The sequence below is a fragment of the Streptomyces sp. NPDC051286 genome (genome assembly GCF_044455345.1).
Lineage (GTDB): Bacteria > Actinomycetota > Actinomycetes > Streptomycetales > Streptomycetaceae > Streptomyces.
On the sequence record NZ_JBITER010000049.1, the window covers coordinates 25,667 to 39,500 of the forward strand.

The window sequence follows — 13,834 nt, forward strand, 5'->3', positions numbered from 1 at the left end:
CCCCCCATTTGCCGGTCGGCCTGATCCGGGTACGTTTGCGACCTGCCGCTGACGGTAAGTGCATAATCGCGCTCAGCGGGACGGCGCAGTCACCGACGTAGAAGGGCACTGACGATGGCGTGGCTGCTGGTCGTGGTCGCAGGACTTCTGGAGACCGGCTTCGCCGTCTGTCTGAAGCTGTCCCACGGGTTCACCCGGCTCTGGCCGACCATCGCGTTCGCCATCTTCGCGCTCGGCAGCTTCGGTCTGCTGACGCTCTCCTTGAAGAAGCTCGACGTGGGGCCCGCCTACGCTGTCTGGACGGGCATTGGTGCGGCGGGCACCGCGATCTACGGCATGGTCTTCCTGGACGATGTGGTCTCCACCCTCAAGCTGGTGTCGATCTCGCTGGTGATCCTGGGTGTGATCGGACTGCAGCTGTCGGGATCGTCCCACTGACAGTGCCAAGCGGCACTGCGCGCAGCCGCTTTCACGGCCGGCACCTCGCGCGCGCAGCGCTCCCCCTCGCCCGGTTCCGCGTACGCCGCGCAGCGTGACCCGAACCGCTCGTACCGCCGTGTCGCGCCCAGCGGATCACGGCCGGCACCTCGCGCTGGCGGCGCTCGCGCTCCAGGGCGCCGGTGGCCCGCCCGTCACGCCGCGGGCCACCGCTGCACCGCCTCGCGCACCAGCGGCGCCGCGTCCGTGGGGAGGACGGACGCGGCGACCGCGTACGAGAGCGCGAGCCGCATCGCGACCTCGCAGGTCGTGGCCAGTGCCGCCGAGTCGCGCGGCGGGCGCCCCTCGTCCAGCGCGGCCACCGCGCGGTCGCACACCAGACCGAGCAGTTCGACGGGGGTCGGCGGTCCGGCATCAGCCCGCCGCTGCGCCGGTATGGACAAACCAGCCGGCGCCGCCAGGCGTACGGGACGGGGTAATCGCTCGCTCCAGCACCCCGTGAGCAACGCCCTGACCAGGGCGTTCGTACGGGCCGATCGCACCGTCCAGGCGGCGGTCGCGGCCAGCCTGTCCCCCGTGCCGCCGGGCGATCCCAGCGCCCGTTCGACACCTGCGAGATAGCCGTCGGCAGCGCGCCGGACCAGGGCCCGGGCCAGGCCGTCCTTGCTGCCGAACTCGTTGTAGAGGGTCTGCCGGGAGACTCCGGCGGCGGAGGCGACATCGACCATCCGCACGGTCGGCCAGGGCCGGGTGGTGAGCGCCGAGAAGGCGGCGTCCAGCAATGCTTCGCGCGCTGTCGGCATCGTCGCCTCCCACGCCAGGGACTCTGCGGTTCAGAGTTGACGCGCCACTGGGCACTGTCAAGACCTCGAGCAGCCTCCAGGGCCGTGTGGCCCTGTTCACCTGCGGTCGATACTGTGACGACATGCCCGATTACCACGATGATCTGCGCCTCGCCCACGTGCTGGCGGACGCCGCCGACGCGGCGACGATGGACCGGTTCAAGGCTCTGGACCTCAAGGTCGAGACCAAGCCGGACATGACGCCGGTGAGCGAGGCCGACAAGGCCGCTGAGGAACTGATCCGCGGCCACCTCCATCGGGCACGCCCGCGCGATGCGATCCTCGGCGAGGAGTACGGGATCGAGGGCACCGGTCCGCGCCGCTGGGTGATCGACCCGATCGACGGCACGAAGAACTACGTCCGCGGTGTCCCGGTCTGGGCGACCCTGATCTCGCTGATGGAGGCGGGCGGAGGGGGCACCTCCCGCTCGAGCGGAGCCGAGAGTGGGGGAGGGTTCCAGCCGGTGGTCGGCCTCGTGTCGGCGCCCGCGCTGGGCCGCCGCTGGTGGGCGGCGAAGGGCGCAGGGGCGTACTCCGGCCGCAGCCTCACCTCCGCGACCCGGCTGCACGTCTCGAAGGTCGAGCGGATCGCGGACGCCTCGTTCGCCTATTCCTCGATGACCGGCTGGGAGGAGCAGGGCCGGCTCGACGGCTTCATGGACCTGACGCGGGCCTGCTGGCGTACGCGTGGCTACGGCGACTTCTGGCCGTACATGATGGTCGCCGAGGGTTCCGTCGACATCTGTGCGGAGCCGGAGCTCTCGCTCTGGGACATGGCGGCGAACGCGATCATCGTCCAGGAGGCGGGGGGCCGGTTCACCAGCCTGGACGGAGTCTCCGGTCCGGGCGGCGGAAACGCGGCGGCCTCGAACGGCCTGCTCCACCACGAGCTGCTGGGGTATCTCAACCAGCGCTACTGATTGCGGGCCGTCACGAGGCGCGAGGACTCCGAGGGGAGTGTCGTGCACTACTGCGCGCCCCTCGAATGATCCCCACGCACCCCTTGTTGGACTCCCTCAAGGATGCAACGCTGAGAGTCCCCCCACTTGTGAACTTGTGAATCGGCTCACGCAGTCGCTTCACGAAGGAGGTGGCTCCCTTCATGCTCGTCCGTGACGCCATGAGCACGATGGTCCTCACTATCGGCCCCACCCATACGCTCCGCCAGGCGGCCCGACTGATGTCGGCACGCCGCATCGGGGCAGCAGTTGTCCTCGACCGGGACACCAGCGGGATCGGCATCCTCACCGAACGCGACATCCTGAACTCGGTCGGCTCCGGCCAGAACCCCGATATCGAGACCGCGTCCACCCACACCACCAACGATGTGGTCTTCGCCGCACCCAGCTGGACCCTGGAAGAGGCCGCGGAGGCCATGACACACGGCGGATTCCGCCATCTGATCGTGCTGGACGACCACGGGCCTGTCGGCATCGTCTCGGTCCGCGACATCATCCGCTGCTGGGCACCGGCCCGGCGCCACCCGGCGGAGCTGGTCGGCTGAGCGCCCTCACGTACGTACGGCCGATGGGCCTGTCCCCCTCGGTGAAGAGGGACAGGCCCATCGTCGGCCGGGAGGGCCCTATGCACGCAGGGCCTGGACTGCCGCCTCGAGTCGCTTGCCGAAGTCGCCGTCGGCCTGACGGAAGTTGTTGATCGCGCGCTCGGCGATGTCGTCGCGCGAGACCTTGGCGATGAACCCGGCGAGGTTGTCGATCAGGCGCGCCTTCTCGTCCTCGGAGTAGAGCCGGTAGAGGTTTCCGGCCTGCACGAAGTCGTTGTCCTCGGCGTGGCTCGGGGCTTCGTGCGTACCGACCTCACCGGTGACCGTGGTGGGCTCCCACAGCGGGCGGTCGGTCTGGACCGGACCGCCGAAGCTGTTGGGCTCGTAGTTCTTCGCGCCCTTGTGGCGGCCGTCATACAGGTAGCCGTCCCGGCTGTTCGTCCGCGCCTCGGTGGCGTGCGGACGGTTCACCGGCAAGTGGTCGGCGTTGATGCCGACGCGGTACCGGTGGGCGTCGCCGTACGCGAAGAGGCGGCCCTGGAGCATCTTGTCCGGGGACGGCCCGATGCCCGGCACGAAGTGCGCGGGGCTGAAGATCGACTGCTCGGTCTCCGCAAAGATGTTCTCCGGGTTGCGGTTGAGCTCCAGCTTCCCGATCTCGATCGGCGGGTAGTCCGCGTGCGGCCACACCTTGGTGAGGTCGAACGGGTTGAAGCGGTAGCCGGCCGCCTCGGACGCGGGCATGATCTGGACCTGCACGGTCCAGGACGGGAAGTCACCGCGCTCGATCGCCTCGCGGAGATCGCGCTGGTGACTGTCCGGGTCCTCACCGGCGAGCTTGTTCGCCTCGGCCTGAGTGAGGTTCTTGATGCCCTGGTCGGTCTTGAAGTGGTACTTGACCCAGAAGACCTCGCCGGCCTCGTTGTTCCACTGGTAGGTGTGCGAGCCGTACCCGTTCATGTGACGCAGCGTGGCCGGGATGCCGCGGTCACCGAAGAGCCAGGTCACCTGATGGGTGGACTCGGGCGACAGACCCCAGAAGTCCCAGACGTTGTCCGCCTCCTGCGAGCCGGTGTAGGGGTCGCGCTTCTGGGTGTGGATGAAGTCCGGGAACTTGATGGCGTCCTTGATGAAGAACACCGGGGTGTTGTTGCCGACGAGGTCGTAGTTGCCCTCTTCGGTGTAGAACTTCAGCGCGAAGCCGCGGGGGTCACGCACCGCGTCGGCGGAGCCGAGGTTGCCCGCGACGGTGGAGAAGCGCAGGAACGTCTCGGTCTGCTTGCCGACCGCGGAGAGGAACTTCGCCCGCGTCCACTGCGAGACGTCGCGGGTCAGCGTGAACGTGCCGTACGCACCGGCGCCGCGGGCGTGCACGACGCGCTCCGGAATGCGCTCGCGGTTGAAATGCGCGAGCTTCTCGAGCAGCGACTGGTCCTGCACCAGAACCGGACCGCCGACGCCGGCGGTCTGACTGTTCTGGTTGTCGGCGACCGGCGCGCCGGCCTCCGTGGTGAGCGGTCCCTGCGTCACGTGCGCCTCCTGCGTCATTCCTGCACATCCGTCATGTCCTGATGTCCGCACAGCCTGCCCCTTGGCGTATGCCGGTCCCGATCCTACAATGGACTAAGTCCAAGTCAAGTGAACATCTAAAATCACACCCGTTCGGGACCAGGGCCCCTCACTGTTAGGCTTGTTTCCATGAGTGACCTGTTGGAACGGCTCCGCGGACGCGGCTGGCGCATGACTGCGCAGCGGCGCGTCGTGGCCGAAGTCCTCGACGGGGACCATGTGCACCTGACGGCCGACGAGGTCCACGCCCGGGCCGTCGCCAGGCTGCCGGAGATCTCCCGCGCCACCGTCTACAACACGCTCGGCGAGATGGTGACCCTGGGCGAGGTCATCGAGGTCTCCACGGATCGCCGAGCGAAGCGGTACGACCCGAACGCGCACCGCCCCCACCACCACCTGGTCTGCGCCCGGTGCGGCACCATCCGTGACGTGCACCCGGCGGGCGATCCACTGGCGGACCTGCCGGCCGACGAGCGCTTCGGCTTCACGGTCTCCGATGTCGAGGTGACGTACCGCGGCATCTGCCCGAACTGCGCGGCAACGGCCTGAGACGCCGCGAGAAACCTGGTGCGAGCGAGACCCCGGGTTCCAGTTGCCGCCGGCAAAGAAGCGGAAGATCACAAGGTGGACCCCGTGATCGGCAAGGGCGATGTACGGGAAGCGATGGGGCACACGCTCTGAGCGATGGCCTTGGACATGAGCATAGGGCCGGATCCCTGTAAAAGGATCCGGCCCTCTGCCTTGAGTAGCGGGGACAGGATTTGAACCTGCGACCTCTGGGTTATGAGCCCAGCGAGCTACCGAGCTGCTCCACCCCGCGTCGGTGAACACAACCTTACGTGACGCCCCCGACCAGCGCAAATCCGTTCCCCCGGGGTGGGGCGGCGGCCCGCGGAAACTCGGCGTAGCGGCCCGCACAGGGAGCCGGGGGCTCGGGAAGGGATCGCGGTTGACCGGGCTGACGGCAGCAGGGCGCTGGACCCACCGGCACATCCCCGTGCCGTGCGGCAGGTCCGGCGACCCTGCACCGGCTCGGACGGGTGGGACGCCAGGGCCGGCGCCACGCCCCGTACCGCGCCCGTGGTGCGCTCCCCTACGCGGTCAGCTCCTGGTGCAGCGCCTCGCGCAGCCGTGCTGCCCGCTCGGCGACCTCCGCCGGGCCCAGCTCGACCGCCCGTGCGCACCAGCGCTGCCCCTCGGCGAGTTCGCCGCGGCGGGCGGCGAGCAGCGCGAGGCGCAGCGCGGCCCGCCCGTGCCCGTCGTTCGCGGCGCGGCTCCACCACAACGCGGCCTCGCGCTCGCTGCCCTCGCGGGCGAGGAGCAGCCCGAGGTTGAAGGCCCCGTTGCGGCTGCCCGCCTCGGCCGCCTCGCGGTACCAGCGGGCGGCGCTGCCCACATCGCCGCGAGCTGCGGCGAGCATGCCGACGCGCACCTGGGCACGGCGGTGCCCCTGCTCGGCGGCCCGCTCGTACCACTCCTCGCACTCGGTCTTCTCCGGCATCGGCTCGCCGAGCGCGGGCGGTCCCGGCGGCGGCTGCCGCGAGTCCAGCACCCCGGCCAGCCGGAAGGCGGCCTCGGCGCTGCCGCCGCCCGCGGCGCAGCGAAGATGACGCTCGGCCTCCTGCTCCTCGCCGTGGTGCAGCAGCGCCATGCCGACCTGGAGCGCCGCCTCGGTGTGCCCGGCGGCGGCGGCCCGCTCGTACCAGCTGAGCGCCGCCCGGTCCTCGTCGCGCCCTGCGTGCAGGATGCCGAGGTTGAAGGCGGCGTCGACGCTGCCCGCCTCGGCGGCTTTGGAGAACCAGGGCTCCGCACCGGTCGCGTCCCCCGCCTGGAGCAGGAGTACGGCAAGCGCGTTGGCGGCCTCGCGATGACCGGCGTATGCCGCACGGCGGTACCACTGCTCGGCCTGCGGCGTACGGTCCTGGGCGGCACACAGGAGTCCGAGGTTGTACGCGCCGTTGACGTCGCCCGCGTCCATGGCGGCGCGGTACCAGCGCTCGGCGGTCTGCTGCTCACCGCGGGCGGCGTGCAGGGCACCCAGGGCGTTGGCGGCGTTGCCGTCACCGTCCTGGGCGGCGCGCAGCCACCACACCGCGGCGCTCTCCTCGTCGCCCGCATCGCGCAGCAGGAATCCGAGCGCGCAGGCGGCCCGTGCCTCGCCGTCCTTGGCGGAGGTGAGGTACCAGCGGCCGGCCTCCTTGAGTTCGCCGCGCCGTTCAAGGATGGCGCCGAGATGCAGGGCGGCGCGACGGTGTCCGCGCGCGGCGGCCTGCCGGTACCACTGCTCGGCCTCACCGACCTGCCCGATGGCGGAACCGGCCACGGGTCCGTCGTCCTTGCGCGCGGCGGTCCCACCCGCCTTACGTGTACCGGTCACGGGACCACCGGCCGCGCCGGGACCGGACCCCATGCCCATCCCGAGCCCCGCGTCCGCTCCGGGACGGCCGAACGCGTCGTGCGGGTCGGCGGCGGCCCTCCGCTCCAGGGCGCGTGCCAGGCGGTAGGCAGCCTCGCGGTGGCCCTGCTCGGCGGCGGCGCGCAACCAGCGCTCAGCGCCGACGTCGCTGCGGTGCTCCAGCAGGTCGGCAAGGGCGTACGCGCCCAGCGCATGGCCCTGCTCGGCGGACTGGCGCAGCCAGTACTCGGCGCCGGGCTCGTCGCCGCGCTCGCGGTAGTGGCGGCCCAGGGCGTGCGCGGCGGCGGCGGAACCGGCGACGGCGGCGATACGCCACCAGCCGGCCGCCTCGTCGGCATAGCCCCGCTGGTGGAGGAGAACACCCAGGTTGTTGGCGGCGGCCCGGTCGCCGTCGGCCGTGGCTCCCCGTAGATAGGGCTCGGCGCCGTTCAGATCACCACGGCGCAGCAGCAGGGCGCCGAGGACGCTCATGGACGCGGTGTCCCCGGCGTCGGCGGAGCGGCGGTGCCGCGCTTCGGTCTCGGCACTCTCCGTACTCTCGGCTTCGCCGGAAGCCGCCACGGTCCCGGCGGCTCCCGTGGTCCCGGCCGCCCCCGCGACCTCGACGCCTTCCACGGTCTCGGTGTTCTCAACGGTCACGGCGCTACTCGCAGCGTCAGCGACAAAAGCCGCGTCCGTCACGTTTTCCATCCCATGGACGTGCCGCTGCACAAACCGCCCTGTCTCCAACAGAGTTGCCCTGTCCCCCATAAATACCATCGTCCCACCACCTGCAACCCGCGTACACCTGGTATACCGCGGCCAGTGAGGTCACTTCAGCGTTTTGTCGACATGCCCACAGAGAGATAAGTCAAACACGCCCGAACCCAACTTGTGCCCTGCGAACCGCACTTCACGCCCACCACAGGGGGAAGGTTTCACGGCACGACGAAGGCCCGGATCCTCGAAAGAATCCGGGCCTTCGTCTTTCAGTAGCGGGGACAGGATTTGAACCTGCGACCTCTGGGTTATGAGCCCAGCGAGCTACCGAGCTGCTCCACCCCGCGTCGTTGTGTTCAAACCGTACCACGACGCGGAGGTGGGGCTTTACCGGCGGCTGCTCAGCTGCCCTTGTCCGCCTTGGGCGCGGCCGCCGCCGCACGCTTCAGCGCGTCCTGCAGATCGGCCTGGGCCTTGCCGTAGGCGGTCCAGTCCTGCTTCTTCAGGGCTGCCTCACCATCCGCATAGGCCTTCTGCGCATCCGCGATCGCCTGCTTGAGCGCGGCGTCGCCGGTGGTCGCAGGTGGCTTCGTGGTCTCGCCCGGCGGCTGCGTGGTTTCGGTGCCCTCCACCCCGAAGACCGCGTTGAGCGCCTCACCGAGGCTGTTCTCGAAGACGGTCTTCGAACCGTACGAGGCAGCCACCTTGCGCAGCAGCGGGTAGTTCTGCGTGCCACCGCGCGTGTAGACCGGCTCGATGTAGAGGAAACCCCCGTCGAGCGGCACCGTCAGCAGGTTGCCGTACTCGATGTCGGAGTCGGTCCCCTTGAGGTTTCTCACGAACTCGGCGACATCATCGTTGCCGTTGAGCTCGCTCTGCACCTGCCCGGGGCCCTTCACCGTCGTGGTGACTCTGAGCAACCGTATGGTGCCGTAGTCCTTGCTGGCTGCATCCGCGTCCACCGCCATGAACGCCCCGAGGTCGGGCCGCCCCTTCGGGGTGAACGTGGTGGTCAGCGAGAACTTCTGGGCCGGCTGGTCCGGCATCTTTATGCTCAGGTAGTACGGCGGGACGGCGCCCGACTCCTTTTTCGTCGGGTCGTCCGGGACCTGCCACGCGTCACTGCCACTGTAGAACTGTGCGGGGTTGGTGACGTGGTAGCGGGTGAGCAGCTCGCGCTGCACCTTGAACAGGTCCTGCGGGTACCGCAGGTGGGCCATCAGGTCCTGGGGGATGTCGCCCCGCGGCTTCACCGTCCCGGGGAACGCCTTGCGCCAGGTCTTGAGGACCGGGTCCTTGGTGTCCCACTCGTACAGCGTGACCTTGCCGTCGTACGCGTCGACGGTGGCCTTCACCGAGTTGCGGATGTAGTTGACCTGGTTCTGCTGGGCGACGACCGCGCGCTGATTGGTGGTCAGCGAGTCGGCCGTGGTGTCACCGAGCGTCGTGCGCGAGGCGTACGGGTACCCGTTGGTGGTGGTGTACGCGTCGACGACCCACTGGATGCGGTGGTTCACCACCGCCGGGTACGCGTCGCCGTCGATGGTCAACCACGGGGCGACCGCCTCGACGCGCTCCTTGGGCGTGCGGTTGTAGAGGATCCGCGAGCCCTCGCCGATGGCCCCCGAGTAGAGGATCTGCGGCTCGCTGAACGAGACCGCGTACGCGGCGCGGTTGAACGCGTTGGAGAGGCTGACTCCGCTGTTGCCCTTGTAGCTGGTGGTCTTCTCGCCGTCCTCCTCGTAATCGAGCTCCTTCTGGGGCCCGCCGACGATGGAGTACTGCTCGGTCTTTTCGCCGTAGTAGATCTGCTGCCGGTACGTGCCGAGCTCGCCGGTGGTCGGCAGACCCGACTCGGTGAAGTCCGGGGACCCCTTCGGGTTCTTGCCCGTCGTGGTGCCCCGCGCGGCGATGGCGCCGTAGCCGTGGGTGTACGTGAAGTGGTCGTTGATCCAGTTGCGCTTGGGGATGCCGTCCAGGTTGAGCTCGCGCAGACCGATGACCGTGTCCTGGTCCTTGCCGGCGGCGTCCTTGTAGCGGTCGACGTCCAGAGTCTTGGGGAACTGGTAATAGTTCCGCTTCTGCTGGAGCTGCTGGAAGGCCGGGGAGACGACGTTGGGGTCCATCACCCGGTAGCTCGCGGCGTCGTCCGCGCTCGCGCGCAGCTTCGCGTCGTCCGTCGTGGTGCTCTTGCCCGAGTAGTCGGTCACCCTGGCGTCGTCGATGTCATACGCGTCGCGCGTCGCTTGGATGTTCTTCCGGATGAACGGGGCTTCCTTGGCCTGCTCGTTCGGCTGGACCTGGAACTTCTGCACGATCGCCGGGTACAGCCCGCCGATCAGGATCGCGGAGAGCACCATCAGACCGAAGCCGATCATCGGGAGCTGCCAGGTGCGGCGCCACAGCGTCGCGAAGAACAGCACGGCGCAGATCGCGGCGATGCAGAACAGGATCGTCTTCGCCGGCAGATAGGCGTTGGCGTCGACATACCGCAGGCCCGTCCAGTTTTCCGTCGCCTTGAAGTCGCTGGACTTCACCGCCAGCCCATACCGGTCGAGCCAGTACGCCACGGCCTTCAGCGAGACGAAGACGCCGAGCAGCACCGACAGATGGCCGGTGGCCGCGCCGGTCGCCCGCGCGCCGGGACTGGTGATGCGGAGCCCGCCGTACAGGTAGTGGGTCAGTGCGGCGGCAATCAGCGAGAGCACCGTGGCCGCGAAGCCGAAGCCCAGCAGGAAGCGATACCACGGAAGGTCGAAGGCGTAGAAGGAGACGTCCAGATGGAACTGGGGGTCCTTCTGCCCGAACGCCACGCCGTTCACGTACATCAACCACGTGCGCCACTGGCCCGATGCGGACGCTCCGGCGATCAGCCCGACGAGCGCGGTGACCGCGAGCAGTACCCACCTCTTGTACGGGGCGACGCTCATCCGGTAGCGGTCCAGGCTCTGCTGCTCCAGGGACATCGCGCTCAGCGGCGGCCGGAGCCGGTGCGCGAGCCAGATGTTCAGGCCGACAGCAATCGCCATCAGCAGTCCGAAGACGAGGAACAGCCCGATCTTGGTCCACAGGGTGGTGGTGAAGACGGACGAATATGCGACCGACCGATACCAGAGCCAGTCCGTCCAGAACCCGGCGAACATGACGAACGCCATGGCGAGAATCGCCAGGACGCCGAGTGTCATGAGCAGGGTACGGGCGCGCCGGGACGGGCGGCCGACTCTGGTCCGTGGCCCGGTCGGGCCTCCGCCGCGGTCCGGCATCTGGAAAGCCAACGTGCGCACCTCGAAGTTCGCGGTCGTGTGAAACGGGCCCAGCGATCGTAGAGCCCACCTATGCAACTTACTGAGGCTTTACCTAGTTCCCGTTACCGGGGCAGAAGGAGGCAGGATGTTGGGCATGCCCAACGTTTCCCCCTCAGGCCCCCCGATGGCCGCAAGCCCCCTCACCGTCGCCGTGCTCGAAATCGACGAGTACGCGGCCGGCCTCGGCTGGGACCAGCCCGCCCGGCTCTTCGCTCTCGTCGACACCGCCAAGCTGCGCGCCCAGGAACCGGGGCTCGCCGCCCAGCTCGGTCTCGACAGCCCGGAGTCGACGACCGCCGCACTCACCCCGATCGAGCAGGAGGAGATCCCCCGCGGAAAGGCGCTGGACGAGTTCCTCGCCACCATTGCCTGGCCCGACGCCGTGGCCGGATGCGCGATCACGGTGGAGCGTCTGATGCTGCCGCCGTCCGCCGAGGCCTCCGTACCGGACGGGCTCAGTGACGCCCAGCTGACGAAGTGGGTCGCCCGGCACCCCGACCGGCAGGAGGTGCGGATGACCGTGGCCGTCCTGCGCAACGGTGCGCGGGAGTCCGCCGTACGGCTCCGGGAGAAGGACTCCGCGAGCGAGGTCCTGACCGGCGCGGGTCTGGTACCGGGGCTGGCCGAGGCGCTGGCCGCCACGTTCGAGTCCTGAGCTTCCTGCCACGGCGGGTGGCATCGCGCCCGCCGTCCCCATGGGGGCGCGGTCAGCCTGCCGAGCAGCTCGGCAGAGCGGCCGTGTCCCCCGTGCGGATCTTCTCCAGCGACTTCTTCGCGTCGTCAATCGTCTTGACCTTCACGAGCGTGAGCCCGCTGGGGGTGTCGGACGCGGCGGCCCTGCAGTTGTCGTCCGGCGTCAGGAAGTACCGGGCGCCTGCGTTGCGCGCGCCGACCAGCTTCATGTTGATGCCGCCGATCGGGCCGACCTTGCCCTGGTCGTCGATGGTGCCGGTGCCCGCGATGAACTTGCCGCCGGTCAGCTGGCCGGGCGTGAGCTTGTCGATGATGCCCAGGGAGAACATCAGACCGGCGCTCGGGCCGCCCACATCGGCGAGCTTGATGTCGATCCGGAACGGGAACGTGTGATCCGTCCCGGCCTGGATGCCGACGATCGCCCGGTTCTCCTTGGGCGCCTTCGCCGTCGTGATGGTGATCTTCTCGGAACCCTGCGGCTCCTTGCCGGCCTTCTCGGCGGCGGCCGCCGTCTTGGCCGGGATCACCGTGAACGTGACGTTCTCACCGGGCTTGTGCTTGGTGACGAGCGTCGCGACGTCCTCGGGCTGCCTGACCGCCGTACCGTCGACCGCCTTGATCACGTCGCCCGCGTGCAGCTTGCCCTGCGCGGGGCTGCCCTTGATCACCGTGGAGACCACGACACGCGAGGTCACCGGGATGCCCAGCTCGGTCAGGGCGGCGACCTTGGCGCTCTCCTGGGACTGGCTGAACTCCTCGGCGTTCTCCTGCGTCGACTGCTGCTCGGTCTTGCCGTTCGGATACAGCGTGTCGTGCGGGACGACGACGCTGTCGTGGGCGAGCCAGCCGTAGACGGCCTCGACGAGGTTCATGTTGTAGTCGGCACCCGTGACCCGCACCGTCGTCATATTGAGGTTGCCGGATGTCTTGTACGTCTTGTGCCCGGAGATCTGCAGGACCGGTTCTCCACCGACCTTGCCGAGCGTGTTCACCGTCGGACCGGGAGACATCTCCGAGTACGGCACTTTCATCAGCACGCCCGCGCAGAGCAGCGCGATGAGGATCAGTGTGGAGGCGAGCATCGTCGCGGTGCGGCGTGGCATGGAACGACAGTACGGGAAGGGTCTGTCAGTGCACCGCCGGGGCCGGTCCGTAAGGGGCGGAGGGCCAGGTGAGGTGCTGTGCCGATCGGCGTGGGCAGGCGGCGCCGCGATGCGGATCGGCGACTGCGTACGTACGGTGCTGCCTCAGGCAGCGTCGGAACCGGAGTGAGTTTTCTCCATCGCCTCACGGAACCGGGCATACCCGGCGAGTTCGGTGACATCGCCGGTCGTGCGATTTCTGGCGGCCCAGCTCCCCCATATCGCAGCGCCGAGAGCAGCGAAAAGCGGAATCAGCAACCAGGCAAGTGCTGCCATGACGACCTCCCTACCCCATGAGCGACCGCAACCGCCGATCAGCAGATTAGCCATCTGCAGAACCAACGCTCATGGCAGGGGTGCGGTTACGCAAATCGGGGCTGATGACCCCTGGTTGGGTTTGAGCTCAGCAGGCGCCGACCCACTCCTCCGTGCCGTCGGAAAACCGCTGGTGTTTCCAGATCGGGACCTCGTGCTTGAGATCATCGATGAGTTTGCGACACGCCGCGAACGCCTCCGCGCGGTGCGGGCAGGAGACGGCGACGACGACGGCCAGATCTCCCACCTTCAGTTCACCCACACGGTGTACTGCAGCCAGCGCCCGGACCGGGAAATCGGCCGCGACCTTCTCGGCCACCCGGCGCATCTCGTCCTGCGCCGACGGATGGCAGGAGTAGCCCAGCGCGCCGACGTCCTGCCCGCCGTCGTGATTGCGCACCGTGCCGACGAAGAGCGCGGTGCCGCCCGCGGCGTCGTCCCCGACGGCGCGGAAGATCTCGTCGACCGACAACGGTGTCTCGCGGATCTCCAGCAGTCGGATCGGGTCCTGTGCCGCCTGCTCACCGGGGTGGTCGTGGGTGGGTGCCATGCCGCCCATCGTGCCGTACCGCGCCGACAATGCGGAATAGCCCTTTCCACCGGAGGACCATCGACAGCCTTGGAGCCTTCTACAGACCCGCCCCGGCATGATCCGAACGAAAGACCCCAGTGCGGTGACCGGCGAAGTCTGCCTCATGGGGAGCGTCGTCCGGTGCGTGCGATCGCACGGCGGAGGGTCGCCCCGATACCGGGCGTATCGGGGCGAGCCCGACAACGCAGCGAGCGTGCGTGCCGGACGCCGCCTGGCAGGCGGTACTTTCGAAACACGCCCCAGGAGGGTGCTGAAGGTCTTGGCCGGATCAGCGAGCGGCGTCTGGTGCGTGCAGCTGCAAGGCGCCGAAGCGGCCTCA

12 protein-coding genes and 2 tRNA genes are annotated in these 13,834 nt (G+C 69.0%); 5 read left to right on the forward strand and 9 right to left on the reverse strand.

Translation table 11 applies throughout. From position 1 onward, the window contains the following. Positions 1-114 precede the first annotated feature (114 nt). Positions 115-438, forward strand: a complete 324-nt coding sequence (locus tag ACIBB8_RS31600) for a DMT family transporter (protein WP_398957953.1) — start codon at positions 115-117, stop codon at positions 436-438. Positions 439-632: 194 nt separating this feature from the next. Here ACIBB8_RS31600 and ACIBB8_RS31605 read toward each other — a convergent pair whose 3' ends face one another. After that, entirely contained in the window at positions 633-1,241 is a 609-nt protein-coding gene (locus tag ACIBB8_RS31605) for a TetR/AcrR family transcriptional regulator (protein WP_398957955.1), read from the reverse strand. Between the two features lie 122 nt (positions 1,242-1,363). Here ACIBB8_RS31605 and hisN point away from each other — a divergent pair, with 122 nt between their 5' ends. Beyond that, positions 1,364-2,200 carry a histidinol-phosphatase gene (gene hisN / locus ACIBB8_RS31610; RefSeq protein ID WP_398957957.1) on the forward strand — a complete coding sequence of 279 codons (837 nt, stop codon included), beginning with the start codon at positions 1,364-1,366 and terminating at the stop codon, positions 2,198-2,200. A 182-nt stretch (positions 2,201-2,382) separates the two neighbouring features. Further along, on the forward strand, positions 2,383-2,784 hold the full coding sequence (locus ACIBB8_RS31615; protein WP_398957959.1) for a cyclic nucleotide-binding/CBS domain-containing protein: 402 nt from the start codon (positions 2,383-2,385) through the stop codon (positions 2,782-2,784). A gap of 78 nt (positions 2,785-2,862) precedes the next feature. Here ACIBB8_RS31615 and ACIBB8_RS31620 read toward each other — a convergent pair whose 3' ends face one another. Then, positions 2,863-4,332 (reverse strand): catalase, encoded by a 1,470-nt coding sequence (locus ACIBB8_RS31620; protein WP_398957961.1) that lies wholly within the window; start codon positions 4,330-4,332, stop codon positions 2,863-2,865. Between the two features lie 150 nt (positions 4,333-4,482). Between ACIBB8_RS31620 and ACIBB8_RS31625 the strand changes: the two genes are divergently transcribed. Further along, positions 4,483-4,902, forward strand: a complete 420-nt coding sequence (locus ACIBB8_RS31625) for a Fur family transcriptional regulator (RefSeq protein ID WP_398957963.1) — start codon at positions 4,483-4,485, stop codon at positions 4,900-4,902. A gap of 197 nt (positions 4,903-5,099) precedes the next feature. On the opposite strand, the gene ACIBB8_RS31630 is transcribed toward ACIBB8_RS31625, so the two are convergent. The 4 genes from ACIBB8_RS31630 to ACIBB8_RS31645 all read right to left on the reverse strand — a co-directional run bounded on the left by ACIBB8_RS31630 (position 5,100) and on the right by ACIBB8_RS31645 (position 10,731). Next, positions 5,100-5,173 (reverse strand) — tRNA-Met (locus ACIBB8_RS31630). Between the two features lie 273 nt (positions 5,174-5,446). Then, on the reverse strand, positions 5,447-7,528 hold the full coding sequence (locus ACIBB8_RS31635) for a sel1 repeat family protein (protein WP_398957965.1): 2,082 nt from the start codon (positions 7,526-7,528) through the stop codon (positions 5,447-5,449). Positions 7,529-7,741: 213 nt separating this feature from the next. Further along, positions 7,742-7,815, reverse strand: a tRNA-Met gene (locus tag ACIBB8_RS31640). 54 nt (positions 7,816-7,869) lie between these two features. Beyond that, positions 7,870-10,731 (reverse strand): UPF0182 family protein, encoded by a 2,862-nt coding sequence (locus ACIBB8_RS31645; RefSeq protein WP_398957977.1) that lies wholly within the window; start codon positions 10,729-10,731, stop codon positions 7,870-7,872. 127 nt (positions 10,732-10,858) lie between these two features. On the opposite strand from ACIBB8_RS31645, the gene ACIBB8_RS31650 reads away from it, so the two are divergent. Continuing rightward, positions 10,859-11,428 (forward strand): PPA1309 family protein, encoded by a 570-nt coding sequence (locus ACIBB8_RS31650; protein ID WP_398957967.1) that lies wholly within the window; start codon positions 10,859-10,861, stop codon positions 11,426-11,428. A gap of 52 nt (positions 11,429-11,480) precedes the next feature. Here ACIBB8_RS31650 and ACIBB8_RS31655 read toward each other — a convergent pair whose 3' ends face one another. The 3 genes from ACIBB8_RS31655 to ACIBB8_RS31665 form a co-directional block, all read right to left on the reverse strand. Beyond that, complete coding sequence (locus tag ACIBB8_RS31655; RefSeq protein WP_398957969.1) at positions 11,481-12,569, reverse strand: PDZ domain-containing protein; 1,089 nt, start codon at positions 12,567-12,569, stop codon at positions 11,481-11,483. Between the two features lie 144 nt (positions 12,570-12,713). Continuing rightward, a complete protein-coding gene (locus ACIBB8_RS31660) occupies positions 12,714-12,884 on the reverse strand; it encodes a hypothetical protein (protein WP_398957971.1) in 171 nt (56 codons plus the stop codon). A gap of 127 nt (positions 12,885-13,011) precedes the next feature. Next, positions 13,012-13,473, reverse strand: a complete 462-nt coding sequence (locus ACIBB8_RS31665; protein WP_398957973.1) for a molybdenum cofactor biosynthesis protein MoaE — start codon at positions 13,471-13,473, stop codon at positions 13,012-13,014. Positions 13,474-13,834 lie beyond the last annotated feature (361 nt).

Bases quoted from the DNA above. Each gene is read 5' to 3' on its own strand.
- ACIBB8_RS31625 (WP_398957963.1), top strand. From the start codon at position 4,483: ATGAGTGACCTGTTGGAACGGCTCCGCGGACGCGGCTGGCGCATGACT.
- hisN (WP_398957957.1), top strand. From the start codon at position 1,364: ATGCCCGATTACCACGATGATCTGCGCCTCGCCCACGTGCTGGCGGAC.
- ACIBB8_RS31605 (WP_398957955.1), bottom strand. From the start codon at position 1,241: ATGCCGACAGCGCGCGAAGCATTGCTGGACGCCGCCTTCTCGGCGCTC.
- ACIBB8_RS31660 (WP_398957971.1), bottom strand. From the start codon at position 12,884: ATGGCAGCACTTGCCTGGTTGCTGATTCCGCTTTTCGCTGCTCTCGGC.
- ACIBB8_RS31645 (WP_398957977.1), bottom strand. From the start codon at position 10,731: ATGCCGGACCGCGGCGGAGGCCCGACCGGGCCACGGACCAGAGTCGGC.
- ACIBB8_RS31600 (WP_398957953.1), top strand. From the start codon at position 115: ATGGCGTGGCTGCTGGTCGTGGTCGCAGGACTTCTGGAGACCGGCTTC.
- ACIBB8_RS31665 (WP_398957973.1), bottom strand. From the start codon at position 13,473: ATGGCACCCACCCACGACCACCCCGGTGAGCAGGCGGCACAGGACCCG.
- ACIBB8_RS31615 (WP_398957959.1), top strand. From the start codon at position 2,383: ATGCTCGTCCGTGACGCCATGAGCACGATGGTCCTCACTATCGGCCCC.
- ACIBB8_RS31650 (WP_398957967.1), top strand. From the start codon at position 10,859: ATGTTGGGCATGCCCAACGTTTCCCCCTCAGGCCCCCCGATGGCCGCA.
- ACIBB8_RS31635 (WP_398957965.1), bottom strand. From the start codon at position 7,528: ATGGTATTTATGGGGGACAGGGCAACTCTGTTGGAGACAGGGCGGTTT.
- ACIBB8_RS31655 (WP_398957969.1), bottom strand. From the start codon at position 12,569: ATGCCACGCCGCACCGCGACGATGCTCGCCTCCACACTGATCCTCATC.
- ACIBB8_RS31620 (WP_398957961.1), bottom strand. From the start codon at position 4,332: ATGACGCAGGAGGCGCACGTGACGCAGGGACCGCTCACCACGGAGGCC.